We start from the raw sequence: 25,630 nt of genomic DNA, 5'->3' as shown, positions 1-25,630 counted from the left end.
CGGTTTCCGCAAGCGGACTTGAAAATTTGTTAAGAAGCGGGCAAGATGCCCGCACTCCTCGAATTCTTTGATCTGACTGGAGTGGGAGCATCTTGCTCCCTGGATTTTTAATTAGGGTATTTCCGCTTCGCGGACATGAATAAGCGAACTTGATATCAAGTCCTGTTAAACAGTTGTCATTGCCACCGTTCATGTCCACGAAATGGAAAGGGAAGCAATCGCCAAGATTACCGGGATTGTTGCGATTGCTTCATTCCGCGCCGCGACCTTCGCAATGACGTACTATAACTGATTGAGCAGACTTGATATCAACCGGTATTTCGCATTCCTGCCGCAATACCATTAATAGTGAGCAAAGCCCCCCGCAGTAATTCGCCCTTACTATAGCGAGAAATTACCCCAGAGGAACTACCCACATTATGTTGACGCAGACGGCTTAAGAGAGAGACTTGCAACATACCCAAGGGAATAATCGTACCATTGCGTAACTGCACCGATCGCTGAAGCATAGGCTCTCCATCCAAAAGCCGCTCATGGCTGGTAATCGCCAGAACCACTTGACAAGTGCGATAGAACTCCTCTTTGATTTGCTCAAACACCGGTTCAAGTCTTGCTAGTTCCTCCTGGGGACAGAGTTTTTCCAGATAGTGTCGAGAAATATGCAAATCCACCTTAGAAAGGGTCATTTCCACTTTCGAGATGGCCATCTTAAAGAACGGCCATTTGTAGTAGAAATATTGCAGCAGTTTCAAGTGTTCTTCCGGTTCTTGATCGATAAACTCCTGTAAGGCAGTCCCTACCCCATACCAACTCGGAAGCAAATACCGAGCCTGAGTCCAGCTAAACACCCAAGGAATCGCCCGCAGTCCCGAAAGACCTTTCTTTTTGCCACCTCCCCGACGAGCGGGACGGGAGCTAATTTGCAGTTGGCTAATTTCCTGGATAGGGGTAGCGTAGTGGAAGAAGTCGATAAAGTCGGGTTGTTCGTAGATCAGAGCGCGATAGTGCGATCGCGATTTAATCGCCAATTCTTCCATAATCTCATTCCAGGGGTCGATATCATCAAAACCACTGCCGAGGACTCCCGCTTGCACCACTGCGGAGGTCATGGTTTCCAGATGATACAGGGCTAACTCCGGTAAGGAATACTTAGAGGCTAACACCTCTCCCTGTTCCGTAATTTTAATCCGGCCATTAATACTGCGGCTCGGTTGGGCTAAAATCGCTTCATAGGCTGGCCCGCCCCCTCGACCCACAGAACCCCCGCGACCATGGAAAATCCGCAGTTCTACCCCAAAGGGAGAAGCCACCTGTTCCAGGGCTTTTTGGGCTTTGTGAATTTCCCAGTTACTGCTTAAGAACCCAGAATCTTTATTGCTATCGGAATAACCGAGCATGATTTCTTGCAAAGCCGTTGTTTGCTGTTGCAACCCTTCATATCCACCCGAAATCGCGGCTCGATAGGCGGGCAAATCAAACAGGGATTGCATCACCCTGGGTGCGCGTTTGAGGTCTTCTACGGTCTCAAACAGGGGAACCACTTGTAAGGTACTCACTCCTGTGGCCGGATCATAGAGTCCCGCTTCTTTGGCCAAGAGCAAGACTTCTAGGATATCACTGACATCATTGCTCATGCTAATGATGTAGGTTTGACAGATTTCCTGACCAAATTCCTGCTGGAGTTGACGCACCATGCGTAAGGTTTCGATGGTTTCGTTGGTGGTCTCAGAAAAGGGGAGTTCTCCCGGAATCAGGGGGCGCAGGGTTTGTAGCTCGGTCGCTAACCATCTCACCCGTTCTTCTTCCGTCAGCTCATCATAGGCTTTGGGGAGTATCCGCAAGTATTCGGTAATTTCGTTCAGGGCACTGCTATGGCGAGAACTTTCTTGGCGGATGTCAAGATGGGCGAGTTTGAAGCCGTAAATCTCCACTTGGCAAATCAGATCTTCGAGTTCTCGGCAATAGAAACCGGTTTCAGTCAAGGAGCTATGAATCAGTTGTAGCTCTTTTAAGAAGCTTTCACTGGATAAATAGCTGTGGGTGGTGATGTTACTTTCAGGAAATCTGGGTCTTCCGTCTTGGCCAATCATGGGCCGATGGGTGACTTGTATTTCTGATTGTAAGTTGCGATCGCGGGTTTCTTCTAAGCGTTTTAGAATATACGATAGCTTCAGTCTATAGGGTTCCTGACGATAGCGGATCGCCAGTTGCTCATAGACTACGGGAAGTTGCTGCTGGTCTTGTTCTAAGGATTCTAACAATTCCGGCAGCACGTCGCTCCAGTGCAAAGACAAGCTCAGGATATTAATCAGGTGTTTGATTGAACCAATATACTTTTCTAACACCAGATTTCGCTGATAGCACGCAGTTTGCCAGGTTACGGAGGGAGTCACGGAGGGGTTACCATCGCGATCCGATCCCACCCAAGAGCCAAAGGTACAAAACTTGTATTGAGGGGGAGTTAAGGAGGGGAAGGTGGCTTTTAGGGCTTGCTTAAACCTTTGATAGAGTTTGGGAATGGCATCAAAGAGAACTTCTTCAAAATAGTGTAGGGTATAATCCACTTCATCAAGTACCCTCGGCTTAAATTGATGCAACTCATCAGTACGCCACCAAAGGCGGATTTCTTGGCGCAGTTGTTCTGTTTTCTCATTGATTTTGTTGGCGATAGCGGAGGGAATGGGGGCCGAATTCCCATTGGTTGCCACTACTCCTTCTTCCCATTGATCCAGTTGTTGGAGCAATTTAGCAATCCGCCGTTGTTTATCCCGAATGGTATGACGGACAATTTCCGTGGGGTGGGCCGTAAATACTAAGCGGATATCCAGTTGATTAATCAGGGATTGAATCTGTCCGGGGGGTACATTCAGTTCTTTAAGTTTCGGAAATAGGGAATGAAATGTACCTAAATCACGGCGGATCTTACTTAGGTTGCCACTCCAAGGTTTGGGTTTAAAGGTTTCTGGGGGAGACTCTTCCGATTGTGCATTACTTGCACTAGGAGATGGGTTAACTGGTGCAGGGGAATCCCAATATTGCTGCTGTTGCCCCCTTTGCTCATAATGCTGTTCAACAATGTTGATGAGCTGGAAATAGAGCGCAAAGGCTCTAGTGGCACGGATGGAAGCATTCAAATCTAAGTTTTCAATTAAGGCTTGGGTTTGAGGGTTGACCAGATTGGGGGCTTGACCTTCTGGGGAGCAGAGGTTACGCATTTCCTTGATTGAGGCGATCAGCTCACTGCCACATTCTTGTTGCAGTACCGACTCCCACAATTGTTCCACTAATTTCAGGCGGTGACGCAAAAGCAACTCAGAAGTCAGACTGGCTACGACTTCATCGGAGGGGGAAAGCGAACTATTAACCGATACGGTACTCAAGCTAGGGTTTGAGGGGTGAAGTGTTGAACTCATCGAATTCTTATCCAGCTAGTGATACTCAACCATTCTAGGGGGTGAAGGTTGCTTTGACGGGAGTGACGATCGATTGGTGAATCGATCTATAATTTGCGGGCGGTTGGTCTGCTTTTGATTGTCAAGGGGAGAGGGGTAAGAAACTGTCCATAATGAACAGTTTTCTACCGAAAAAGAGTTTACTGTCTTAGGCTTGCGGAGAGGATGTTGGCGGAGTCTGGGTGGGCTGTAGTGAGCAAGGGCAGGCGATCGCCGCGAAAAACTTCTTCTGAGTCTTGACCGACTTGTTGCCAAAACTGGCCCATATTCTTCAGAGCCAAGAGACCGAGGACAACGGGCAGAGTTGTTAAACTAAGAAGAGTCGATACTCCTTGAGTTGAAACAGCAGGGGCAGACTCTCGATCGCGTTCAAGGGGGTTAGAAGGTTGCATATTTTTGAGGTAAAACGATATAAAGTTGGTTAAGAATCAAGCACAATCCCACGAATCGAGTTCTGGGGTTTCATGGCCCCCACTCATGGCACGATTTATCCCATCTGACGGGCTGGGTTCATCCTGAAAAAGTTGCTTTATCATAGCATAATCTCCTATTCCATCCCATTGTGTAATACCATGCATGGAGATTGGTCTTACTCTTCCCACTCCCCTTTGATGTCATCTCCCCTATACCGCCCATGAATTCTACTCACACAGTCGGGAATTGGACAACTCTATGCCAATGGGCCCAAGATCGGATTGGCCCAGAGGTGGGAAAAGTAAAAGTCCGAGTACGGGGCAATATTCTCCATATTCTTTGTGAAAGCGCTCCCCATTGTCCATCCCAAGATTGTGTGGAGTCGCGTTTAGTAGAAGGGTTATCCCAGACTTCCTTAGAGGGCTTCTTGCCAGAGGATCAACCGCCCATTTACCAACTCTGGATTTATGGCCGGGTGAGCGGCCCCAATTATCCAGAATGGACGAAACAAATCGATCTGGGTAAGCTGGCGATCGCCTCTAACGCCAATCCAGTCAGCTATCGACATCTGGATCGCACGAAGACAGAAGTGCCAACCCCGACTCCAGAAAAGAGCATGTTAGGGTCTGCGGCGGCGGTGGCTGACCCCATGAGCAAGGAGGCTCCCATAGGAATGGTGGTCTCGAATCGGAATTTGGCGGCTGAAGGAAATCCCCATGCGATCGCCCGTTATCTGAGTGAAAGCCTCAGTCCTCTGGGCATTGGAGTTAAGGTTAAGGTGAAAACCCTCAAACGCCACAACCATCTGGACACCGCATTTAAGCGGCTCCATGTGGGAATTTACAGCAACTATAGCCCCGATTCTAGTCTCCTCGGGCCGAAAATTGCCGGACAACTGCGGGAATTAGAGCTATCGGGCTTTCGAGATGCGGCGATCGCCTGTCAAGTCCATGGTGAACCCTCCCCCGATTGGGTGTTATTGGTGGATCTCACTCCCCGCTCGGTGATGCTCCATCAATGGGCAAGATGGGGGGATGTCCCCGCGATCAATCGCCTGATTGACCAGGTTTTAGCCCCAGAAACCCAACTGCATATCTCGGCTATTCTCAAAGAATCAACCCTACACCTATTTTGTCGGGGGACAACGGTTCCCGATCGAGACCGGGTGATGCACAAGATTCAAAGCCTCCTGGATGCGATCGCCCCCCAAGGTATCCATGCAGCCACCATTTACGGTCATCTGAATAATCAATCGACCCCCGCTTGGGTCGATTGGCTGGATCTGCCCGCCAAAACCGATACTAACCTCAATTTATCTACCCTGGAATTAGCCCAAAAGGGCCATCAAGTCGCTCTACAATTTCTCCTCAATCGCTTACTCAACCCCGACATTGAGCAACAACTGAGTACCGGAGGCATTCGCATTCAACTGCTCCTCAAACAAGACCTCTTGCATGTGATGAGTGATGCCCCAGTTTGTCCCAACCAACGGCAAGTCGGGCCCTTAGTTGCCAAATTCCTGCGGCAACTGAAGATACCAGGGATTGCCGGTGTGCGGGTGTATGGACGCAGAGCGGGGCAAAAACTCCCCCGTTGGAACTATGGTGTTGACTTTAAATCTAGAAAACGGCTCATTTCGGAAGCGCCCCCAGAATTTGCTGCTAGTAGTGCCTATGTGGGCGATCTGATTGCTCTCGATCGTGCGCCCCATCGCTGGCAAGATTCCTCCTCTGCTCCATCAGGAGTAGCAAAAGAGACTCAGGAAGAATTGACTTCACCCCAGCATCATGTTCCTAATGCTCACTCTCCATCTGCCGTTGCCGTAAACAAGAGTCGGCCGAAAGTTTCTTTACTTCAACGTTGCCAACAGGTGTTAGTCAGCAGTGGACTTCTGGCCCCCGATACAGAATCTGCACCCATTGAGGGTACACTTGCCCCCTATTTACCAGAAGCGACAACAGATTGGGACAAACCGGAAACCCGTCGCTGGCGCGATCGCCTGAATCCCCAATTGATGATTGCTTTGGTCTGGTCGGCTCTAGGATTGTTGCTTACCCTGGAAATCGATTGGTTTTTGGGGTATAAATTAACCCAACTCGCAAATCCGAATGCCTCTAATGGGGCGATCGCTCCCGGCTATTTGGGTTTAGGAGGCAATCCAGCGAATGCGAGTGATGAGAGTTTATTGGCGAATCAGGAGGAGACATCAGAACAGTGTGCGGATAATTGTTTAAGTCCTCCCTCTCCCTATCCGACGTTTAATAATCAACTAATTGATGAGCATTTGGGGCGCTATCATGCCCTGATGTTGGAGGAGGGTGCGCCGGATGTGCTGATTATTGGCTCATCCCGTGCTTTGCGAGGGATCGATCCGCAACGATTGCGCCAGGATTTGGCAGATCAAGGGTATGAAGATGTGAGTATTTATAATTTTGGTATTAATGGGGCTACGGCTAAGGTGGTGGATTGGGTGATTCGGGAATTGTTGACTCCGGAGCAGTTGCCGAAAGTGATTATTTGGGCGGATGGCACGAGGGCCTTTAATAGCGGCCGGGAGGATCTGACCTATGCGGCGATCGCCAGTTCTGAGGGGTATCAGCAGTTACAGGCCCAAACCTTGACTCGACCGGAGTATGGTACGCCTTGGTCTGGGAAGCCCTCAGCGCAGACTTCTGAGGAGAGCAATGAGGGGTTAGAGCGCTTTTCGATTACCCAGAGCTACGAACAGGCGAATGATTGGCTAGAAGCCGGTTTGGGGTCGCTTTCTGCGGTTTATCCTCAACGCGATCGCCTCCATGGTCAGATTCAGAAAAGTTTATCCAAGCTTTTGCCTGAACAAACTTCACCCACCTCCCTGGTTGAAGACCCAGAAATGCTACAACCGGCGATCCTCAATCCGGATGGGTTTCTCCCGTTTAAAATTCAGTTCGATCCTGATACCTACTATGAGCATCATCCCCAGGTTTCTGGAGCCTACGATCGCGATTATGAGTCCTTTAATTTAGAGGGCGAGCAGGATGAAGCTCTGAAAAATACCCTGGCTTATACCCAAGATATGGGTGTAAATTTGGTGTTTGTGAATATGCCCTTAACGGATGTCTATTTAGATCCCGCCCGCATGACGTTTGAATCTGAGTTTCAGGACTATCTACGCACCCAAGCAGACTTGGGGTTACAAGTTCAAGATTGGATGATGCTCTGGTCGGGGGGAGAATATGACTATTTTTCCGATCCTAGTCATCTTAATCGTTATGGTGCTGAGGCGATCGCCACAGAACTAGCCCAAACTCCTGAGATTGACTGGAAAGAACAATTAAAAATGAACAATTAGGGTTTAGGGAAGAGATGATGGTAATCCTGGCAAATGGCGATCGCCACTTGATGCTGTTCTCCGTAGATGTTTCCCGCCTTACAGAGTGCTGTTTTGTACAATTGCTGGGCTGTGGACGAATCGCCCAAAAACCCATGCACCGCCGCCAAATCTGCCATTAATAGGGGGTATAGGGGATGCTCCTGATAGCGAAACCGACTCGCTAAATCTAGAGCCTCTTGCCACAATTGTCGAGCCGCTTGATAATGGCGTTGTTTAGCATTAATTTTGGCTAGTCCTCGCAGACATTCGGCGATCGCGATCGCATTGTGTTCCTGGCGCTCTCCTGCCAGCTCCAGCGCACGGATAAAGTAATCTTTAGCACCGCTTAAATCCTGGGATCTTAAGCACAATTCCCCTTGTAACTGCAAGCCACGAGCCAAGGAAAACGGGCGATCTTGCCAGATATCCAGGGCGGTTTGTAAATGGTTTGTCGCTAAAGCATACTGACCTTGGTAAATATAAAGCAATGCTAGACAGTGGTGAGTTGCTCCTAGATCCGGGTGGCGATTATCGCGCCTAATGGCCCCTCGACCTTGCAGAGCCTGTAAATAATAATATTCCGCCCTTGAGTAATCCTCGCGCCGCGTATACCACACCCCCAAATAATGACAGCCATTCGCCCCCGTCACTCCTCCGGACTGCACACAAGCTTCAAACCGAGGAAAAGCCAAATCCAACTCATTTGTTGCCAAATAAAACTTACCCAAATTCAGCATCAACATCGGCCCAATCATCTCATCCAAAACCCCATCCTGATCCAGAGCCGAAGCCATAATTTGCACATACGGAGCAATACTTTCACCATGGGAAGGCGTAAACTCACTCAAATCGCTCGGAAACAGCTTAATCGCCTCATACAAATACTCTAAAAGCTTCTGCTGCGTCTCTCGCACCAAGGGATGAACCCCTTCTTTTCCCCTCACCCTAGACTGCTCTTGAGCGCGTCTATCCCACTCCCCATTCGCCCCAAACAACCACCTCAGATTATCCCTAACTTCCGTCGGTGCATAGTGCAACCTGAGACGAAACTCCCGAATTGGCGAACTGCGTGGAGACCTCTTTTCCTCATCCGTAAACCCCAACCGCTCCCTCCCCATATCTGTCAGCGTATCCCGCAACCCTTCCCTCCGCACCTTCACCGAACCCAACTGCCGAAACAGCGCCACACTCCCCTTCTTCGCCGGAAAATCAGGTTGTTCGCTATAGAACTCCATCAAATCTAACAAAGCAGCAGGAGTCCCCCGCACAAAAATCCCGTAATCCTGAGTCCTTAAACGCACCTTTTCCCCAGATGAAGAAAACGCCCCCTGATTCACCTCACACAACAGGGCAGCCACCAGCATCTCCGCACAAGCTTTACGTTTCGGGTTCCGATATTGGGGACGAGGCATGATCAATTAAAAATTAAAAATTAAAAATTAAAAATTTTCCCAAGTTCTATAGCTTACAGTGTAAGGGTTTGAGAGCAATTTGGGCAAAATGAGTCATCCTACTTTTCCCAAGGAACTAAGATCGGGGTATGGATATTTCCCCATTCCCTAAATTCCCCACCATGAACACTTACCCAGACGACTCTAGTCAATCTTCACAACTCGATACCCACCACGACACCACCCCGGATTCTAGTCCCGACTATCATCCCACCCTACCCGATACCAGTACACCCGAACCCTATCCCCACCAGTGGCAACCCCACAGTTGGGACTATACCACCACTAGCTTACACAGCGATCCTACATCCAGGAGCAATCCAGACCCTTACAGTACCTATAACGAGCAAACCGATCATTGGAATCACCAGCATTATGACTCTAATCAAGACCAATCGTGGGTTGTGGGGCATCCTGCTGAAGAAATGAACTATTGGCATCAGCAGCAAAATGATTATAGCTGTGGAATTGCTGCCCAGCAATCGGCGATCGAGCATCTCACCCACCACCACTACTCAGAAGCGCAACTGAGCCACTATGCCGAACAGCGAGGTTGGTACGACTCCGCCCATGGAACCCCTAGTGAGGACTTTGGCAAACTTTTGGCCGATCAAGCCCACGTTCCTGTCGAGAGCCATGTGGGGGCAAATTTAACCGAAATCAGCACCAAATTAAAGCAGGGTGAAGAGGTTTTTGTTGGGGTTAGTTCCACCGTCGAATGGTTACCCGAAATCATCGACCCCCATTTACTCGCAGGACAACCTGCCGACCATATTGTACAAGTGATTAGCGTGAAAATTGACCCCCACACCTTGCAACCCACCCATGTCATTGTCAATGATTCGGGTTCACCAGAAGGGCGCGGTGTAGAAATTCCCGTCGAGCAATTTCAAGTCGCCATGGATACCAGCCACGATTACATGGCATCCACAAGTCACAATCAACCCTCTTGGTTTACCAGCCATTTAGGAAACACTGAATCCATGACCTTTGGGTGTAAGATTACCTACTGGGATTATGACCATAGAGTTTCGCTTGATGGCAGTAAAGTTGGCACGTATAACGGTAATACCTTCTATTGGAATAGTGGCAATCTTGCCGGGAATTGGAATTGTAATAATCATCATGCATACACCGCGAACGGACAAGATTTAGGCTATGCCAAAACCTGGTCAGATGCCGCCTTGTTAATCTACAAGCAAAGTTAGTCAAAATAGCAAACAATCCACCGTAGGGGCGGGTTATACCCAAATCTAGAAAACTCATCCAAAACTTCCATAAACCCGCCCCCACCCTATCGCAAAATCACCAAAAATGGTGCGTTACATTTCATTATACGAGTTTACGATCTAATGAAGTACAGCAAGAAAAGATCCCCCCAACCCCCCTTAAAAAGGGGGGCAGCAAAAGTCCCCCTTTTTAAGGGGGATTTAGGGGGATCGAGATGGACTGTATAGCAAAGAAAAATGTGTTACTTATTGACTAGGATAAACCATCATCATGAGCGAACAAATTACCATTGAAGACATCTACAAACTTTTCCAAGTATCCCAAGCGGAAGCAGACCGACGACTGAAAAAACTGGAGAAAACTGTCGCCCAAACCAGTAAAGAAGTCGCCGGGTTAACCACGCGCTGGGGGCGATTTGTAGAAGAATTAGTCGAGCCTGCCGTCGTGCGATTATTTCAAGAGCGGGGAATTGAAATAGACCAAACCTTCTCTCGCGCTCGGCAGCGAAGACAGGGATTAGCGATGGAAATTGATATCTTGGGCGTGAATGGTTCAGATGTGGTGGTAGTTGAGTGTAAATCTCGGTTATCCAGAGATGATGTGGATGATTTTTTGGATAAACTGCTACGATTTAAGCAATCATTTCCCACTTATCAAACCTATCGCGCCTATGGAGCAGTTGCCGCGATTGAAATTGACCGAGGGGTAGACCGATATGCCTATCAAAATGGCTTATTTGTCATTCATCCATCGGGCAATACGGTGGAAATTTCCAATGATGCAGGATTTGAACCGCGCACCTGGTGAGGCAATGAACAATTAACAATGAACAATTAACAGTTGCCCTCATCCCCCAGCCCCCTTCGGCTTCGCTCAGGGCAAGCCTTCTCCCACGGGAGAAGGGGAGCAAAAGTCCCTCTCCCGTGGGAGAGGGATTTAGGGAGAGGGCAAACCCCTCGTAAACCCACCAAAAATGGTGAATCAATGAACAATTAAAAATGCAAAATCAAAAATGAAATCCTGTAGGGGCGGGTTATACCCAAATCTAGAAAACTCAACCAAAACTTCCCTAAACCCGCCCCCACCCCCTCGCTAAACCCACCAAAAATGGTGCGTTACATTTCATTAACACACCCTACCACATTATCGGAGGAAATTATCATGAAATCACTGCCTGGAAAACAAGGATGGTGGCAAAGAGCTGGAAATTGGGCTAAATCTGTTTTATTTCCCACTAAAGCCATTATCGATAGCCGACAAGAAAATACTGAAATCATAGCCGCTAATCAACGGGAGATTGCCCACAAGCAACAACAAATCCAATTGGAAGGCTTGAAATTGCAATATGTCCTGCAAGAGCAACGGCGCGAACATGAAGCGGAGCAAGCGGCATTATCGCGAGAATTTCAAGCCGCACAAGCCGAACTCTCCAGGGAACATCAAGAAGCCCTAACTCGATATATTCAGGACTCGGAAAACCGGCGGTTAGCCTCGCGCATTGAACATGAACGCTGGCTAGAGGCGCAACGGCAACAACTGCAACGGGAATTGCAAAAAAGTCAGCAGGAATTCAGCCTGTTTATGGCATTCTTGACGGCTAAAATTAATCGAGACACGGATGAAGAGCGGCGCATTCTCGATAACCAACCTTGGCGGACTCCGCCTAAACCTTTGATGCAATATTATGAGCAATATCGAGACCGGTTGCCGATTCCGCCTTTGGTGGTGGTTTCGCCTCCGGATGTGGAATTTGACCGCTATCCGAATGCGGGTTCTGGACTGCCGCGAATGGCGAATCATATTGAAGATGAATTGAGCAATTTTTTGGGTCGTCATTATCCGGAACGGGACTCGGAACGCCCGGCAAAACCGATTGCGGGACTTTGGGATACGAACCGGATGAAAGATGGGGCGGCGGTGCTGTCGTTGCATTATCTGTTTGCGGCTGTGCCGACCATTATTTTAGAGTCGAAAGTTGCGGGGGATTTGCTCAATTTTTCTCTGTTTTCCTGGGATGCGGGACAATTGGACTGGCAGAAAGAATCGATTTTATTCCAGTTTTCCCATAAGGAGTTTATGTATGACGTGCAGCGAGAGTTGGCGCGGGAGTGGCAGCAGAAGAAAGAGAAACTCACAGAAGCGGAGGTTAAAGAAGCCATTAGTGATGCTAAAGAAAATGAGATTGACGAGTTTAACTTAGCGAAACTGCTGAGAGAAGAAAAACGTATAGCCTCGAATGTCAAAGTTGCAGTTGAATATCGCCCCACGCCTTCGGGGATTGCTCGGCTGAAGAAATATCTCAGTCAACTCCATTGTCTGGCGGCAGGGATGGCGCTGGATGACTATCATTTGCTGCGTCATGGCAGTGCGCCGAAAATGCCGGAGTTGCTGGCTGAGTTTATTCAGGGGATGCCTGATTATGAGGTGCAACCGCTTCTGGAAATTGTCCTGACTCACTATCAAGCGTTGATAGAAGCGTCGGCTGAAGTGGGGTTTGATGTGCCCAGTTTGCTGTTGGATGTGGCTTTGGCATTCTCGAATTTACCGGATTCTAGTCCGACGCAGCAGTTGATGGAAATTTCTATTAACCGTTGGCTTTCCCAACGTCAGCTACCAGGGAGCGGTGAGCCTCTGGAGACTCTGGGGAGTGCGTTGAATATTGCCGATGAGGGATATGTGGCGAAGTTGAATCGCTGTTTGTCGGTGGTGGGAGACTCGCGGCAACTGGATATTGCCCAATCTTGCTATCGTCGCGGGGTGAAGCGTCTGGAAGCAGAGGATTATGAGGGGGCGCGGTATGATTTCGAGCAAACGATTACTCTGGCTCCTCGCGCTATTGCTTATTATCAGCGTGGTTTAGCCTATCGGGGGTTGGGAGAACTCCAGCAGGCAATTACGGATTTGGATAAGGCGGTGAATTTGCAACCGAATCAGGCGAAGTTTCATGAGGCGCGGGGGGATGTTCATCGGCAGTTGCAGGATATTGAAACAGCGCTGGCGAATTATGCCCAGGCGGTAGAGTTGGGTTCTGAGAGTGCAGCGCAGAAGTATGAGGAGTTGCAGCGCTGGTGGACGGATGAGCGCCGGAAGGCGAAGGAGGCGGAGGCGGAGCAAAGGAGACGGGAGAAGGAAGCGAAGCAACGAGCAGAGGAGGGGCAAGGGAGACAAGGGATACAAGGGATACAGAGAGCGTTACCGCACGGGATGTCTATTTATATTTGTGACGAATGCAAAAAAAGAACGTTGCCGCAGTCTTTAGGGGCTAGTGGTGGATTTTTTGCTAAACAGCGAGGTTTAGCAGGCTACATTCTAGGTAGAAGGAACCCCCAATTCTGCATATTGTGTGGAAAGAAATTATAGAGGATTTAGTTATGATGCTAGGAGTTCTGTCGGAAGCTCTCAGAACTGATTGAGCAACCGGTGCGGCTGCCGAGCGAGGCGGAATGGGAGTTTGCGGCGCGTGGGGGCAACCGGAGCAAGGGTTATGAGTATGCGGGCAGTAATAACCTGGATGAGGTGGCTTGGTATTCTGGTAATTCTGGCAGCGAAACCCATGATGTGGGGGGTAAAAAGGCGAATGAGTTGGGGATTTGTGATATGAGTGGCAATGTTTGGGAGTGGTGCGAAGATGATTATGATAATGATTATCAAAATGCGCCGATTGATGGGAGTGCTAGGCGATCGCCTAATACTACAAAAGTAATACGCGGTGGTTCTTGGAACTTCAGCTATTCGTGGGATTGTCGTTGCGCGAATCGGGACATCAACCATCCCGTCAATCGTTGCTACAACTTCGGGCTGCGGGTTGTCCTTCCTCTTGTGTCGGGCAGGACTTTATAGCCCTCTGTCCTTTTGCCCTCTTGTGACTCGCCTCCGGCGAGATTTCCCGGTGGGGTGGGGGCGGGTTTACAGGATTGATTGGTGGGTGTTCTAGATTTGGGTATAACCCGCCCCTACGGGGAATTGGCGATATAATTGAATATGTTTAGTGAGTGCGATCGCCTAACCATGTTACTTGAGCAAATAAAGGAAAAGCTAGACCAATTCAATGATGAACAGTTAAACCAAGTTGCTGATTTCATCGATTCAATTGAAGCTCAAGAGCGTTATCCGACTGGACAGAATAGGAAGTTGTGGCAAAACACAACCCCAACAGAACGAGCGGAAGAGTTTCGTGATTGGGTTTCTGGACTGGCAAGAACGAATATTAGTTTACCAGATGAAGCGTTTAACCGCGATTCTCTGTACGAAGAATGACAGACTATCTTTTAGATACCAATGTCGTTTTACGCTTGAGTAACCCTGATGATAGACGGTATCATGTAGCCAGAGAAGCGGTGAGGTTACTGCTCAACCAAGGAGATGAATGTTTTTTGACTGCCCAGGTTCTCATTGAGCTTTGGGTAGTGGCAACACGCCCTGTAACAGTTAATGGTTTAGGGTGGACTCCTGAAACAACACACCACATTATTGATGAACTACTCGATCGCTTCCCTTTACTGGAAGAGTCCCCAGAAATATTTTACCATTGGTTAGATCTCGTGACTGGCGATCGCATCCTGGGCAAACGGACGCATGATGCTCGTTTAGTTGCGGTCATGATTTCTCATCATATCACCCATATTCTCACTTTTAATCCTAGGGATTTTATGATTCAATCTACTCTTGTGATAGTAGATCCCCAGGATCTAGTCGTTGGAGAGTAAATGAGTGAAGGTTTACTCTCGTGGGAACCAGAAACCCGGTTTCTTGGAGAAACCGGGTTTCTAGACATGGGTGGGGTGGGGGCGGGTTTAGGGAGTTGATGGGTGGGTGTTCTGGATTTGGGTATAACCCGCCCCTACGGGGAATTTAATTGATGTTTGATGATATTTTAAGAGATATTCGTGAAAAAGTTTCTTCTGATCGGTATGTGATGACGACCCATGCAGAGGAAGAGATGGTTGATGATGGATTAAGCATTTATGATGTTGAGCAAGGGATTCTTACGGGGGAAATTCTCGAACGTCAACGAGACAGGAATACCTATGAATCTAAATTCCGAATTCGAGGCACGGGTTTAGACAATCAAGACTTAGAAGTGGTGGTTAAATTGGGTCGGACAGGGAAAGTTGTTATCATTACAGTATATGTTCTATAACCGTCAAGGATAAAAGATTATGTTCTGTGATATTTGTGGCAATGAAGGGGTTAATATTCAAGAGGTCACCCGAACTTATGGGAAAGGAGAGGATTTATTAATTATTGAAGGGATTCCCATCATCAATTGTCCCCATTGTGGAGAACGGTATTTGAGTGCAGAAACCTTGCACAAGATTGAATCGATTCAGCAACACCGGAAAGAATTGGCGGTTGCTCGTTCTGTGGAGGTGGCAGGGTTTTCTTAAAATTGGCAACGGTTCATTGAACTACAGGGTGGGGGAGGGTTTTGAGAATTGATGGGTGGGTGTTCGAGTTTTGGGTAAAACCCGCCCCTACGGTTCTTGGGGAATAAGATTGGGGATGGGTGAAGACCAGAAACCCGGTTTCTTGGACAATACCTTCGCCAAAAAAGGGTAGAGCCGGGTATAGTAAGGTTGTTGTCAACCACAACTACAACCTCTATACCCAGCCCATGCTTGACATATTAACACTTTTACAATGCTTGCAACCATACATCGGGGCCACGAGTATGCGTCAATTGAGCCGAATCATCCAGGCGATGCTGGCTATGACGGGTCGCGTGACCATGCTGGGGATTTCCCGGTGGACGGGGAAGGGTGGAAGCTATAGAACTATACAACGGTTTTTTAATACGACTCTACCGTGGGCAACTATGCTTCTTGTATTTTTCCGGCAACATTTGTGGTGCCCGTCGGAAGTTTATCTACTGGCTGGGGATGAGGTGGTTGTCACCAAAGCTGGCAAAAAAACCTATGGAGTTGAGCGCTTTTTTTCGAGTTTATATGGAAAATCGGTATCAGGGCTATCTTTTTTTTCCTTATCACTAATCAGCGTTCAACAAAGACATTCATTCCCAATTCGTATCGAACAAACCATCTTGAAAAAGGAGGAGAAAAAACCAGCCCAAAAGAGCCAACCAGAGAACAAAAAACATCAGAAAATGCAGAAAAACAAGGGAGGAAGACCGAGGAATAGTAAGAATAAGAATAAAATCGAGGTGGAACTTAACCCGGAATTACTGCGAATCAAGGGTTGGATTCAGGCATTGCTAAAACAGCTAGGAGCCTTGCTACCAGTGACTTATTTACTACTGGACGGTCACTTTGGGAATAATAAAGCACTGCAAATGACTCGACAGCTTAATCTACAGTTAATATCCAAATTACGACATGACTCTGCCTTATATTTACCTTATGAAAATCCGGAGCCAGAGAAGAAGTGCCGGAGAAAATATGGATATAAACTTAAGATAGACAGCATACCTTGTACTTATTTAAAAGATAGAAAAACTGACCAAAGATGCCAAACCAAAATTTATCAACTAGAGCTACTACATAAAGAATTTGCTCAACCTTTGAATGTAGTAGTTATCGTCAAAACTAACCTAAAAAATCTGGCAACAAGTCATGTAATTTTATTTTCGAGTGATTTGAGTTTAGCTTACGACAAATTGATTGACTACTATGGTCTGCGCTTCCAAATAGAATTTAATTTTAGAGATGCCAAACAATTTTGGGGGCTGGAGGATTTTATGAATGTAAACCAAACCGGAGTGACGGGAGCCGCTAATCTATCATTCTTTATGGTTAATATGTCCTACTATTTGCGGACAAAGGGCATGTGGGAGCATAAACCGAAAAGCATATTAGACCTCAAGGCTATCTGTCGGGGCGATAAGTATGTACGAGAAATCATTAAACTGCTTCGGGAAAAACCAGATCCAGTTTTATTACCTGACATCTTTGCACGCATTTACTCCCTAGGTCGCGTTCACAAGGCTCCGGGTTCTACCGCTTCCCTCTAAAATTGGCGAAGGTATTGTACAAGAAACCCGGTTTCTTGAAACATTAGTTTTAATTACGGCTTACCGTCCAACTCTTGACCGTTGGGAAACTGATTACAAAACTAGAAAACCATGAAGACTAAAACCGAAACCAAAATCATCCGCCAAGGTGAATACCTCGCAGAAATCGAAATCACCCTCACCTACACTGATCATGATTGGTCGCCTTATCTATCCCTTGAAGAAGCCCAAAAACTCGATCATTTGCGTGTTGCTCTCCAAAACAAAAACATTAAAACCGCCTCGCAACTGGCTAGAATTTATCACCTAACTCCTGTCATGCCCAACGAGTAGCGAAGTATCAAAGTAATTGTAAAACTGAGGCAGCAGATTGCCGAAAGTTCTGTATATTAAGTGCGATCGCCCACAGCAGTCATTTCCCGCGCTCCAAAAATGGCTTCTGGGTGGCAGTAATGCTTGAATTCTAGATAATTCTGAAAGGGATCGGCTAAGAAAAAGGTAAAATGTTCGGTTAATTGCCCTGGAAACCGTTGTTTAGGTTGTTGAAAGAAACGCAAATTCCGATCTTGCGATCGCTGCAACAGCTCATCCCAATCCGACTTTTGGGGAAACACCAAGCCAAAATGACGGGGATAAATGCCCGTTTGTGGGGTTAAAGGCTCATCCGTGACATGGGCCACCAACTGATGGCCATACAAGCTTAAAATAAGAGCATGGCGCGATTCTCGACCCATTTGGCAGCCCAAACCCTCCACATAAAAGGCTTTGGTCTCTTCCAGATTTTGCACCGGGAACGCCAGATGAAATAAAACACTGTCCATACTCTAAGCCTTATCCTCAATGACTGATTTAACCATCTTCACCAATCCCTGGATGATTGCCGTAATTCTGAATACGGTCTTATTAACCATTGTGGCATTAGCGCCGAAAAAATTGTTAACCCTGGCAGGAGTGATTCATGCTTGGATTTTGGGGGTACTCGTCTGGGGAACCCTGGGATGGCCCGGTTATGCGGTGGTCGGGTTTTATTTCTTGGTCGGTTCAGGAGTCACCCGCATTGGGTTAGCCGAAAAAGAAGCTGAAGGAATTGCCGAAAAACGCTCAGGTGCAAGGGGGCCGGAAAATGTCTGGGGGTCTGCTTTGGTGGGTGCAGTCTGTGCTGTGGGGGTGTTATGGATTCGTCTACAAGGGGGGTCAGATGAACTGATTCCCTGGTTAGGTTTGGCCTATGTGGCCAGTTTTAGCACCAAATTGTCCGATACTTGCGCTTCCGAGGTCGGTAAAGCCTACGGAAAACGCACCTTTCTGATTACTACTTTGCAACCGGTAGCGCGGGGAACCGAGGGAGCGGTGAGCTTAGAGGGAACTTTAGCCGGGATGGTGGGGGCGATCGCCCTTGCCCTAGTGGGTTGGTTTGTGGGTCTGATCAGCCCCCTAGGTGTCCTTTACTGCCTAGTAGCGGCATTTTTAGCCACAAACATCGAAAGCCTGATTGGAGCCACCTTACAGAGCGAAATGAGTTGGCTAACCAATGAACGAGTGAACATCATCAACACCGCATTGGGGGCGATGTTTGCCGTTTTGTTCGCCTACGCCATTATCCTGTAGGGGCGGGTTATACCCAAATCTAGGACACCCACAAATCAATGTCGTAAACCCGCCCCCACCCACCAATAACCCACGGGAAATGATGATATCGACATCGGATTGGGCGGGTTCACCACAATGTCCCTACACCAAACCCCGTAGGGGCGGGTTAAACCCAAATCTAGGACACCCACAAATCAATAACGTAAACCCGCCCCCACCCCACCAATAACCCACGGGAAATGATGGTATCGACATCGGGTTGGGCGGGTTTACGAATGTTATTGGTGGGATTTCTAAATGGTGGTATAACCCGCCCCTACAACCCACGAAACCCCGTAGGGGCGGGTTAAACCCAAATCTAGGACACCCACAAATCAATGTCGTAAACCCGCCCTCCCCCACCCATAACCCACGGGAAATGATGATATCGACATCGGATTGGGCGGGTTCACCAACGTTATTGGTGGGATTTCTAAATGGTGGTATAACCCGCCCCTACAACCCACGAAACCCCGTAGGGGCGGGTTATACCCAAATCTAGGATACCCACAAATCAATGACCTAAACCCGCCCCCACCCCACCAATAACCCATCGGAAATGATGGTATCGACATCCCGTTGGGCGGGTTTCGCTGCGCGACATGAACACCAACGTTATTGGTGGGATTCCCAAATGCTGGTATAACCCGCCCCTACGCATTGATGGAAATCGGGTGATGTATACAATTCATCCGTTTCCCATTTCAACGGATTATCTATAATATACTGTTGAATTGTGGCTAATGAATCTTCATCCCGGATAATGTGTTCGTAATATCCCCTTTGCCATACCGGAATGCCTTTCATTAACCGAATTTGATTAATCTGACGCGCCGAAAACGTCTTGAATGTTCTCACAATTTTGGCTAGGTCACGATCTTTATCTTGATATTTAATCTCGATGATACCATGAAAATGATTCGGCATAATCACAAATGTATTTAAGGCAATATGGGAATAAATGCGCGTTAAATTCAACCAATGGTATTCAACAACTTCACCATAACGGCTTAATTTCATGATTCCCTCTTCAATCTCGCCTAACAAACATTCGCGCTGGTAAATACAAATCGTGATGAAATAGAAACCCGGTTGACTGTAATCATATCCCGGCAGGCGAATGGAACGACGATGATGAATTTTGGGATTATATTTCATGTTCATATTACCAAAACAACAACCCGTAGGGGCGGGTTATACCCAAATCTAAGATACCCACAAATCAATGCCCTAAACCCGCCCCCACCCCACCAATAACCCACCGGAAATAATGATATCGACATCGGATTGGGCGGGTTCACCGTAGGGGCGGGTTATACCCAAATCTAGGACACCCACAAATCAATGTCGTAAACCCGCCCCCACCCCACCAATAAACCCACGGGAAATGATGATATCGACATTGGGTTGGGCAGGTTCACCGTAGGGGCGGGTTATACCCAAATCTAGGACACCCACAAATCAATGACCTAAACCCGCCCCTACCCCACCAATAACCCACCGGAAATGATGGTATCGACATCGGGTTGGGCGGGTTCACGAAGGTTATTGGTGGGTGTTGTAAATGGTTGGTGAACCCGCCCCTACAAATTGGATCTTTTTGATCTCCTATTCTTCACATCTTACCCTGATAGGAGTTGATTGACCTTCGTTTCCTTGTTTGTCGTATACGCTCACCCGAAAAGTGACTGTAGTAGGATGACAATTGTTATAACGATTATAATCGCATGTACAGCGTCCAAAAGTAATTGAACCTTGACCATTTGGAGGACTAATTTCTCCAGAGTAACTACTACTTTTCCATTCACTTGCATCTCCATCTCGATCTGTATAGGTGAATGTTAAGTAGTTTGAGTCCCCTACTTTTACAGTACAAGAATTGCTATTGCCTCTGCAAGTAAAGCTAGTAATCACAGGTGCATGACCTAAATTATTTTGATTATCAGCTTCAGCTTGACAAAATCTTCGGGCTTTATTAAGTCGATAATCATCATAATCACTGTCTATTTTAGCATTTTCTAGCCATGTCACAAAAGCTGTTGCAATTGCAGTCAAAACCACTGCACCAATACCACCAAGGGTATATCCAACCGCAAGTAAAACGAAAGCATAAGCTAACTTTACATTGTTTTCAACCTTTTTTTCTTGTTTTATGTATTTGTCAACACATTCTTTTATGTTTTGTTTTACATGGGATATATAGTTTATCTTATCCCAATCACCCTGGTTTCTAGATTGTGATTGAGATATAGGAATATTCTCTGTTTGTCCATTAGGTAAAGTGACGATAATTGCGTCTTGTCTAATCAGAACCATTGTATTATCAGCTAATCTTGCTTTGGCTATATAAGAATCATCAAAATATATCTTTATGTTTTTACCCCTAGGATCGCTAATATTTGGAATATTATTTAGCCAAATTTCCAAAATTTTAAATTCTGCTGAATTAGGAGATGTAGTAATGTAAACTTCTTCAAGACCTGTAGACGGAGACTGAAAAACAATTTTCCGCCTATCAGAACTAATAATAGTATGACTAACAAAAGTCAAGTCTCCAGAAGATTGAATTGATTGAGGATTTGATTGAGTATCGCCGAAATCTGGTCGAATATAATCTGGCCCAGCATCCTGTGGAAATGCTGGTACAGGTTGACTATTCCCAGGAGGGGGTGCAACGGGAGGATCATCAAATTCCCTGGAGCGCTGGGCTAAAAGAATCTCCTCAACCATGGCAGGAGTTGCGGCAACGGTTTTTCCAGAATACTTGGCTACTGTCGCCATGCATAGCCCGGAGTCAGCGCCTAAAAGTCCGCAGAGGATAAGGGCTAATAGGCGATTAATCCAACTGCCCTGGGCGAAAACGAACCCGAAAAAGCTGAGAATTCCTAATATGAACCAACGGTGTTTAGACATGATTTTGTCCTCGATAATAATGGATGGTGTTGATTGATTTTTGGGGTTTATTGGTGGGGTGGGGGCGGGTTTAGAGAGATTTTGGTTAGGTGTTCTAGATTTGGGTATAACCCGCCCCTACGGGATTTGGTGTTGTTGATTGGTTGGGGTTTATTGGTGGGGTGGGGGCGGGTTTAGGAGATTTTTGGTTAGGTGTCCTAGATTTGGGTATAACCCGCCCCTACGGGATTTGGTGTTGATTGATTTTTGGGTTGGGGTTTGGTGTTGTAGGGGCGGGTTCATCCATCATTTAGAATACCCACCGATAACTTTTGTGAACCCGCCCAACCCGATGTCGATACCACCATATCGGGTTGGTTTATTGGTGGGGTGGGGGCGGGTTTAGAGAGATTTTGGTTAGATGTTCTAGATTTGGGTATAACCCGCCCCTACGGGATTTGGGGATTAGCGGAAAATACGTTGAATTCCCCGAATCACACCAACGCCTCGATTAATGGTGTCGAATGTGCGGTTAACGTCGTCGATGGTGTCTCGCTCATCTGGGGGTTGGGCAACGTAAACTTCACCGAGTTCTGGTGCGGGAGCGTTGTCTACTTGGACGCTGAGATAAATGCCTGCTTGGGGGGCAAGACGCAAGAAGGTACTGACGGGAATGGCATAGTTGAAGCCGATTTTGATTTGATTGGAAATACGTGCGGCTGCTTCTTCACTAAATCCTTCACGCAGTAATGGTAGTAATCCTGTTGTTGTTTCCTTGTCTCCCATACCGTGAACGCCAACAACGCGCCCTCCAGCATCTAAAACGGGGCCGCCACTCATACCGCCGCGAGTAACATTGGTATAGGTCATTTCATAACCGAGAACGGGTTGGGATAAGTAACCGGAGATGCGACCATCGGTGAATTGACGAGTAACACTATTATTGGCTCGCTGTCCCACTGCACCTAAACCCGGCCAACCGGAAACAAAGACATCTTGACCTTCTGAGGTTTCGGCTGTGCCCAGTTTGGCGACTTGATAATCTTTGTCGCTGGTAAATTCAACAACGGCTAAATCTACATCAGGGAGCCTTTGAACCTTGCTATAGTCAATTTCATAGGCCTGTTGATCGGACGTAATTAAACCGTATTCCCCTTCGCGATCAACCACATGATAGGCGGTGAGAACGGAGTAGGTATTGCCATTGCGAGCGATAATAAAGCCCGATCCATGACCTCCTTGTTTACTCTGAATGAGAACGGTGATTTCTCTGGCGATGTTGTTGACTTCGCGTCCGGTGAGAGCGACGGAGGGTTGAGGGATGCTGATGACTAGGGCGGTGGCGATCGCCGTTCCGCCTAAAATAGCCTGAAGCTGTTGGTAGGTTCTCATGATGCTTTCTCCATAATATGAGGTCATTTTGTTTTGTTTTTTGGTGGTGGGAGGGGATGGTATGCCGGATTTTGGGTGATGGTGGGGGCGGGTTTAGGGAAGGTATGGTTGGGTGGCCTGGATTTGGGTATAACCCGCCCCTACGGGGTTTTATGGTGTTTATTGGTGCTGGTGGGGGCGGGTTTAGGGAAGGTATGGTTGGGTGGCCTGGATTTGGGTATAACCCGCCCCTACGGGATTTGCCGGGTGGCCAGGTTTCACCAATAGAGGGGTTGGGGTCTTTGCCTGGGATAGGGACGGGTGGCTCGATAGGTATCGATGGGGATGCCCCAACTGGCTTGTAGGATTTGTTCTAACAAGGCTGGGGATGGGGCGGTTCCGTCCTCGAAAATATAGACCCCGAAGCCGGGATCGCGATTGGCTAAACGACCGTTGATACCGAGCAATAAACCGCGATCGCTAAAAATCGGGCCGCCACTCATGCCCGACTCGATGCGGTTGGTATAGCCCAAACGATACCCTTGAGCGAGGGATTTATTCAGTACCAGGGAAACATTTCCCCAGGTCAACCGAAAAGCTCGTACCCCTAAATCGAAGGTCGGTTGCACGGTTCCCCAGTGATACATGGGAAATCCGGCGGCATAAACCGGCTCTCCCACGGTGGCTGGATAGGGACTCAAGGGGGCGACTTCATAGGACAGGCGACTGGCAAACCGAGCGATCGCCATATCCGCACCGCCCAATTGTTGGGGAGCCTCCAGCAGAGGGTATCGTTGTTCATCTGCCGTGAGAATCGAGGGGCGATCGCTAAAGGCAAATACATGCCAGTTGGTCAACAGGGTATAAATATTGCCCTGGCGCTGCACCAGAATCCCGGAACCTGACGATCGCGAGGTTAAAATCCGGACGGATGTCAATCGGGCTAACCGCTCCACATCCACGGGAACCGGGGAGATCTGTTGTGCTGTAACCGATGGGGTTAACTTCGAGCTGGCGATCGCCCCCAAAGCGGCGATCGTACCTGTACCCACCAGAGACAAAAACCTACGTCGATTCTTCATTTGTGCCCATCCCATTGTCCACAACATCAACCCCGTAAACCCTTCCCCACAAAACCCATAACCTCGTAGGGGCGGGTTATACCCAAATCTACGATACCCACAAATCAATGATGTATTCATGTCCGCGAAGCGGAAACCCGCCCCCATCTCGCCGATCGCCCCATGGGGTTGGGCGGGTTCACAAAGGCGATCGGTGGGATTCCTAAATGGTTGGTTAACCCGCCCCTACAACCAACCAAACCCCGTAGGGGCGGGTTAACCCCAAATCTGTGATACCCACCGATCAATTCTGTAAACCCGCCCTGCCCTCATCCCCCAGCCCCTTCTCCCACGGGAGAAGGGTAGAAAGTCCCTCTCCCAGTGGGAGAGGGATTTAGGGAGAGGGCAAAAAATGCGGCCCTACAATTCCCGCATTCCACCCGAATTACTCGGAGGGGGAGCCACCGGTTGAGCAGGGGCAACCGGTTGGCGACTGGGAGTCACCGGGTTAGAGGGTTGGGTAACCGGAGCCGCAGGAGCGCTATCATCGCCTAGGCGATCGCGCACATCGATGTAGGGAGTAGAAGGAGCCGAAGGTTGGGAACTCTCAAACAAGGACGGGGTAGCCGCTTGTCCTTCGCGCCATGCCAAGAAATTGTACAAAGTGGCGATCGGATCTTGACCCGCTTTCAGGGTGTAAATCAGGTTTTCACACCGTCCATTCACCTGACTGGCGGTGCAAATCACCCTCTGATTATTCATCCGTCCCACGGTGATAAATTGCAATTGACGATTGCGACGATAGGTTTCCAGACGAGAACTGACTTCCTGACAGCGACGCTCCGGAGTATACCCGGAACCGGAGAAGGCATCAGAAGTCCAATAGATCCAAGGTTCAACAGCCCCTTGCCGATTTTGGTACAGGGTTGCAGGCGCTCCTGAAGACATGGCGCACCAGAATCCAGATTGTCCCGGAGCCGGTTGTCCTTGGGTCGATTGAGTGCCAACAAGAACCGTAGAGAGGGCGATCGCACCGGCCGTTAACATTTGTATTACTGATAACTTTTTCATTCTACTTATTTCTCCTAAACACATACACCTATAGTAATCTTCTATGCCTCTTTTGTAAGTAGCATTTGGTGTCATTTGGTAGCGTTCGGTGCAACTTAACAAAAACTTAAAATCCTCTCAGGAACTGTCCTCAGACTCCTGATCGTCCAGGTAGCGCTCTAGAGTGCCGCGAATGTTATTTTTCTGAATCTCTTCTCCAAAGACCAGAGATAACTTTTTCCACAACCGAGCGCCAACTCGCTTCAGTTGCTCCTGGCTTCTCGGTATCTCTTTACTCATTTTTTTATAAGAGATTCCCGCTAAAGAAGCCGTTAACACCTGTCGCTCGATATCTGTGAGGTGTTTCTGGGTTTGGCGATAAAGTTGGGTATCTGCAACCCGTAGCAGTTGTTTGGTGTTCATTCATCCCGAATTGGAGACCGTCTATAATATCTCTCAGGAAAATCCGGGTCATTTTATGCGAATGGGGAGAAAATTTTGATAAATCTTAATGATTCAGTCTAAAGTAATGTGCCCTTGTGTTCGCCTACTCTCTTAAGATACAAGGGGCAGGTTATACCCAAATCTTGTAGGCTGACAACTATTTTTGTATTCAAGTCCGGTTTCCGCAAGCGGACATGAAAATTTGTTAAGAAGCGGGCAAGATGCCCGCACTCCTCGAATTCTTTGATCTGACTGGAGTGGGAGCATCTTGCTCCCTGGATTTTTAATTAGGGTATTTCCGCTTCGCGGACATGAAT

Annotated in this window: 22 protein-coding genes; 12 read left to right on the top strand and 10 right to left on the bottom strand. The window is 47.9% G+C overall.

What is annotated here, in order from left to right:
- Positions 1–308: 308 nt before the first annotated feature.
- Together ppc and PMG71_RS11145 are read right to left on the bottom strand one after the other, a co-directional pair.
- Positions 309–3,413 carry a phosphoenolpyruvate carboxylase gene (gene ppc / locus PMG71_RS11150; RefSeq protein ID WP_283753755.1) on the bottom strand — a complete coding sequence of 1,035 codons (3,105 nt, stop codon included), beginning with the start codon at positions 3,411–3,413 and terminating at the stop codon, positions 309–311.
- Positions 3,414–3,592: 179 nt separating this feature from the next.
- On the bottom strand, positions 3,593–3,844 hold the full coding sequence (locus PMG71_RS11145) for a hypothetical protein (protein ID WP_283753754.1): 252 nt from the start codon (positions 3,842–3,844) through the stop codon (positions 3,593–3,595).
- A gap of 242 nt (positions 3,845–4,086) precedes the next feature.
- Between PMG71_RS11145 and PMG71_RS11140 the strand changes: the two genes are divergently transcribed.
- Entirely contained in the window at positions 4,087–7,197 is a 3,111-nt protein-coding gene (locus tag PMG71_RS11140) for a hypothetical protein (RefSeq protein WP_283753753.1), read from the top strand.
- On the opposite strand, the gene PMG71_RS11135 is transcribed toward PMG71_RS11140, so the two are convergent.
- Positions 7,194–8,630 carry a tetratricopeptide repeat protein gene (locus PMG71_RS11135; protein WP_283753752.1) on the bottom strand — a complete coding sequence of 479 codons (1,437 nt, stop codon included), beginning with the start codon at positions 8,628–8,630 and terminating at the stop codon, positions 7,194–7,196. The genes PMG71_RS11140 and PMG71_RS11135 overlap by 4 nt on opposite strands.
- Positions 8,631–8,791: 161 nt before the next feature.
- Between PMG71_RS11135 and PMG71_RS11130 the strand changes: the two genes are divergently transcribed.
- From PMG71_RS11130 to PMG71_RS11085, 10 genes are all read left to right on the top strand, one after another.
- Positions 8,792–9,877: a hypothetical protein gene (locus PMG71_RS11130; RefSeq protein ID WP_283753751.1), complete on the top strand. Its 1,086-nt coding sequence runs from the start codon at positions 8,792–8,794 to the stop codon at positions 9,875–9,877.
- Positions 9,878–10,169: 292 nt separating this feature from the next.
- A complete protein-coding gene (locus PMG71_RS11125; protein ID WP_283753750.1) occupies positions 10,170–10,706 on the top strand; it encodes a DUF3782 domain-containing protein in 537 nt (178 codons plus the stop codon).
- Positions 10,707–11,060: 354 nt separating this feature from the next.
- Complete coding sequence (locus PMG71_RS11120; protein ID WP_283753749.1) at positions 11,061–13,259, top strand: tetratricopeptide repeat protein; 2,199 nt, start codon at positions 11,061–11,063, stop codon at positions 13,257–13,259.
- Between the two features lie 60 nt (positions 13,260–13,319).
- The gene (locus PMG71_RS11115) at positions 13,320–13,739 is read left to right on the top strand and encodes a formylglycine-generating enzyme family protein (protein ID WP_430541006.1); all 420 of its coding nucleotides are present in this window, start codon (positions 13,320–13,322) and stop codon (positions 13,737–13,739) included.
- Positions 13,740–13,880: 141 nt separating this feature from the next.
- Positions 13,881–14,156, top strand: coding sequence for a hypothetical protein (locus PMG71_RS11110; protein ID WP_283753757.1), 276 nt, complete (start codon positions 13,881–13,883; stop codon positions 14,154–14,156).
- Positions 14,153–14,605: a type II toxin-antitoxin system VapC family toxin gene (locus tag PMG71_RS11105; protein WP_283753748.1), complete on the top strand. Its 453-nt coding sequence runs from the start codon at positions 14,153–14,155 to the stop codon at positions 14,603–14,605. Before PMG71_RS11110 ends, PMG71_RS11105 begins: the two co-directional genes overlap by 4 nt.
- A gap of 152 nt (positions 14,606–14,757) precedes the next feature.
- On the top strand, positions 14,758–15,039 hold the full coding sequence (locus tag PMG71_RS11100; protein ID WP_283753747.1) for a DUF4258 domain-containing protein: 282 nt from the start codon (positions 14,758–14,760) through the stop codon (positions 15,037–15,039).
- A gap of 19 nt (positions 15,040–15,058) precedes the next feature.
- A complete protein-coding gene (locus PMG71_RS11095) occupies positions 15,059–15,286 on the top strand; it encodes a type II toxin-antitoxin system MqsA family antitoxin (protein WP_283753746.1) in 228 nt (75 codons plus the stop codon).
- 227 nt (positions 15,287–15,513) lie between these two features.
- The gene (locus PMG71_RS11090; protein WP_283753756.1) at positions 15,514–16,866 is read left to right on the top strand and encodes a transposase; all 1,353 of its coding nucleotides are present in this window, start codon (positions 15,514–15,516) and stop codon (positions 16,864–16,866) included.
- Positions 16,867–16,977: 111 nt separating this feature from the next.
- A complete protein-coding gene (locus PMG71_RS11085) occupies positions 16,978–17,199 on the top strand; it encodes a hypothetical protein (RefSeq protein WP_283753745.1) in 222 nt (73 codons plus the stop codon).
- A 56-nt stretch (positions 17,200–17,255) separates the two neighbouring features.
- On the opposite strand, the gene PMG71_RS11080 is transcribed toward PMG71_RS11085, so the two are convergent.
- Positions 17,256–17,687, bottom strand: a complete 432-nt coding sequence (locus tag PMG71_RS11080) for a VOC family protein (RefSeq protein ID WP_283753744.1) — start codon at positions 17,685–17,687, stop codon at positions 17,256–17,258.
- A 19-nt stretch (positions 17,688–17,706) separates the two neighbouring features.
- On the opposite strand from PMG71_RS11080, the gene PMG71_RS11075 reads away from it, so the two are divergent.
- Positions 17,707–18,474, top strand: coding sequence for a TIGR00297 family protein (locus tag PMG71_RS11075; protein WP_283753743.1), 768 nt, complete (start codon positions 17,707–17,709; stop codon positions 18,472–18,474).
- Positions 18,475–19,110: 636 nt separating this feature from the next.
- On the opposite strand, the gene PMG71_RS11070 is transcribed toward PMG71_RS11075, so the two are convergent.
- The 6 genes from PMG71_RS11070 to PMG71_RS11045 form a co-directional block, all read right to left on the bottom strand.
- A complete protein-coding gene (locus tag PMG71_RS11070) occupies positions 19,111–19,653 on the bottom strand; it encodes an REP-associated tyrosine transposase (protein ID WP_283753742.1) in 543 nt (180 codons plus the stop codon).
- 450 nt (positions 19,654–20,103) lie between these two features.
- Positions 20,104–21,408, bottom strand: a complete 1,305-nt coding sequence (locus PMG71_RS11065; RefSeq protein ID WP_283753741.1) for a hypothetical protein — start codon at positions 21,406–21,408, stop codon at positions 20,104–20,106.
- A gap of 444 nt (positions 21,409–21,852) precedes the next feature.
- On the bottom strand, positions 21,853–22,779 hold the full coding sequence (locus PMG71_RS11060) for a S1 family peptidase (protein WP_283753740.1): 927 nt from the start codon (positions 22,777–22,779) through the stop codon (positions 21,853–21,855).
- Between the two features lie 257 nt (positions 22,780–23,036).
- A complete protein-coding gene (locus PMG71_RS11055; RefSeq protein ID WP_283753739.1) occupies positions 23,037–23,960 on the bottom strand; it encodes a S1 family peptidase in 924 nt (307 codons plus the stop codon).
- A gap of 279 nt (positions 23,961–24,239) precedes the next feature.
- Positions 24,240–24,890 carry a COP23 domain-containing protein gene (locus tag PMG71_RS11050; RefSeq protein WP_283753738.1) on the bottom strand — a complete coding sequence of 217 codons (651 nt, stop codon included), beginning with the start codon at positions 24,888–24,890 and terminating at the stop codon, positions 24,240–24,242.
- Between the two features lie 117 nt (positions 24,891–25,007).
- Complete coding sequence (locus tag PMG71_RS11045; protein ID WP_283753737.1) at positions 25,008–25,292, bottom strand: helix-turn-helix domain-containing protein; 285 nt, start codon at positions 25,290–25,292, stop codon at positions 25,008–25,010.
- Positions 25,293–25,630 lie beyond the last annotated feature (338 nt).

Origin of the sequence: Roseofilum acuticapitatum BLCC-M154 (assembly GCF_030068475.1) — a bacterium.
Classification (GTDB): Bacteria; Cyanobacteriota; Cyanobacteriia; order Cyanobacteriales; family Desertifilaceae; genus Roseofilum; species Roseofilum acuticapitatum.
This window is presented reverse-complemented; position numbering and strand designations above follow the sequence as displayed.

Coding starts and splice junctions, on each gene's coding strand:
- PMG71_RS11125 (WP_283753750.1), top strand. CDS start 10,170: ATGAGCGAACAAATTACCATTGAAGACATCTACAAACTTTTCCAAGTA.
- PMG71_RS11060 (WP_283753740.1), bottom strand. CDS start 22,779: ATGAGAACCTACCAACAGCTTCAGGCTATTTTAGGCGGAACGGCGATC.
- PMG71_RS11065 (WP_283753741.1), bottom strand. CDS start 21,408: ATGTCTAAACACCGTTGGTTCATATTAGGAATTCTCAGCTTTTTCGGG.
- PMG71_RS11055 (WP_283753739.1), bottom strand. CDS start 23,960: ATGAATACATCATTGATTTGTGGGTATCGTAGATTTGGGTATAACCCG.
- PMG71_RS11095 (WP_283753746.1), top strand. CDS start 15,059: ATGTTCTGTGATATTTGTGGCAATGAAGGGGTTAATATTCAAGAGGTC.
- PMG71_RS11145 (WP_283753754.1), bottom strand. CDS start 3,844: ATGCAACCTTCTAACCCCCTTGAACGCGATCGAGAGTCTGCCCCTGCT.
- PMG71_RS11105 (WP_283753748.1), top strand. CDS start 14,153: ATGACAGACTATCTTTTAGATACCAATGTCGTTTTACGCTTGAGTAAC.
- PMG71_RS11110 (WP_283753757.1), top strand. CDS start 13,881: ATGTTTAGTGAGTGCGATCGCCTAACCATGTTACTTGAGCAAATAAAG.
- PMG71_RS11120 (WP_283753749.1), top strand. CDS start 11,061: ATGAAATCACTGCCTGGAAAACAAGGATGGTGGCAAAGAGCTGGAAAT.
- PMG71_RS11045 (WP_283753737.1), bottom strand. CDS start 25,292: ATGAACACCAAACAACTGCTACGGGTTGCAGATACCCAACTTTATCGC.
- PMG71_RS11050 (WP_283753738.1), bottom strand. CDS start 24,890: ATGAAAAAGTTATCAGTAATACAAATGTTAACGGCCGGTGCGATCGCC.
- PMG71_RS11100 (WP_283753747.1), top strand. CDS start 14,758: ATGTTTGATGATATTTTAAGAGATATTCGTGAAAAAGTTTCTTCTGAT.
- PMG71_RS11080 (WP_283753744.1), bottom strand. CDS start 17,687: ATGGACAGTGTTTTATTTCATCTGGCGTTCCCGGTGCAAAATCTGGAA.
- PMG71_RS11085 (WP_283753745.1), top strand. CDS start 16,978: ATGAAGACTAAAACCGAAACCAAAATCATCCGCCAAGGTGAATACCTC.
- PMG71_RS11135 (WP_283753752.1), bottom strand. CDS start 8,630: ATGCCTCGTCCCCAATATCGGAACCCGAAACGTAAAGCTTGTGCGGAG.
- PMG71_RS11075 (WP_283753743.1), top strand. CDS start 17,707: ATGACTGATTTAACCATCTTCACCAATCCCTGGATGATTGCCGTAATT.
- ppc (WP_283753755.1), bottom strand. CDS start 3,413: ATGAGTTCAACACTTCACCCCTCAAACCCTAGCTTGAGTACCGTATCG.
- PMG71_RS11130 (WP_283753751.1), top strand. CDS start 8,792: ATGAACACTTACCCAGACGACTCTAGTCAATCTTCACAACTCGATACC.
- PMG71_RS11140 (WP_283753753.1), top strand. CDS start 4,087: ATGAATTCTACTCACACAGTCGGGAATTGGACAACTCTATGCCAATGG.
- PMG71_RS11090 (WP_283753756.1), top strand. CDS start 15,514: ATGCTTGACATATTAACACTTTTACAATGCTTGCAACCATACATCGGG.
- PMG71_RS11070 (WP_283753742.1), bottom strand. CDS start 19,653: ATGAAATATAATCCCAAAATTCATCATCGTCGTTCCATTCGCCTGCCG.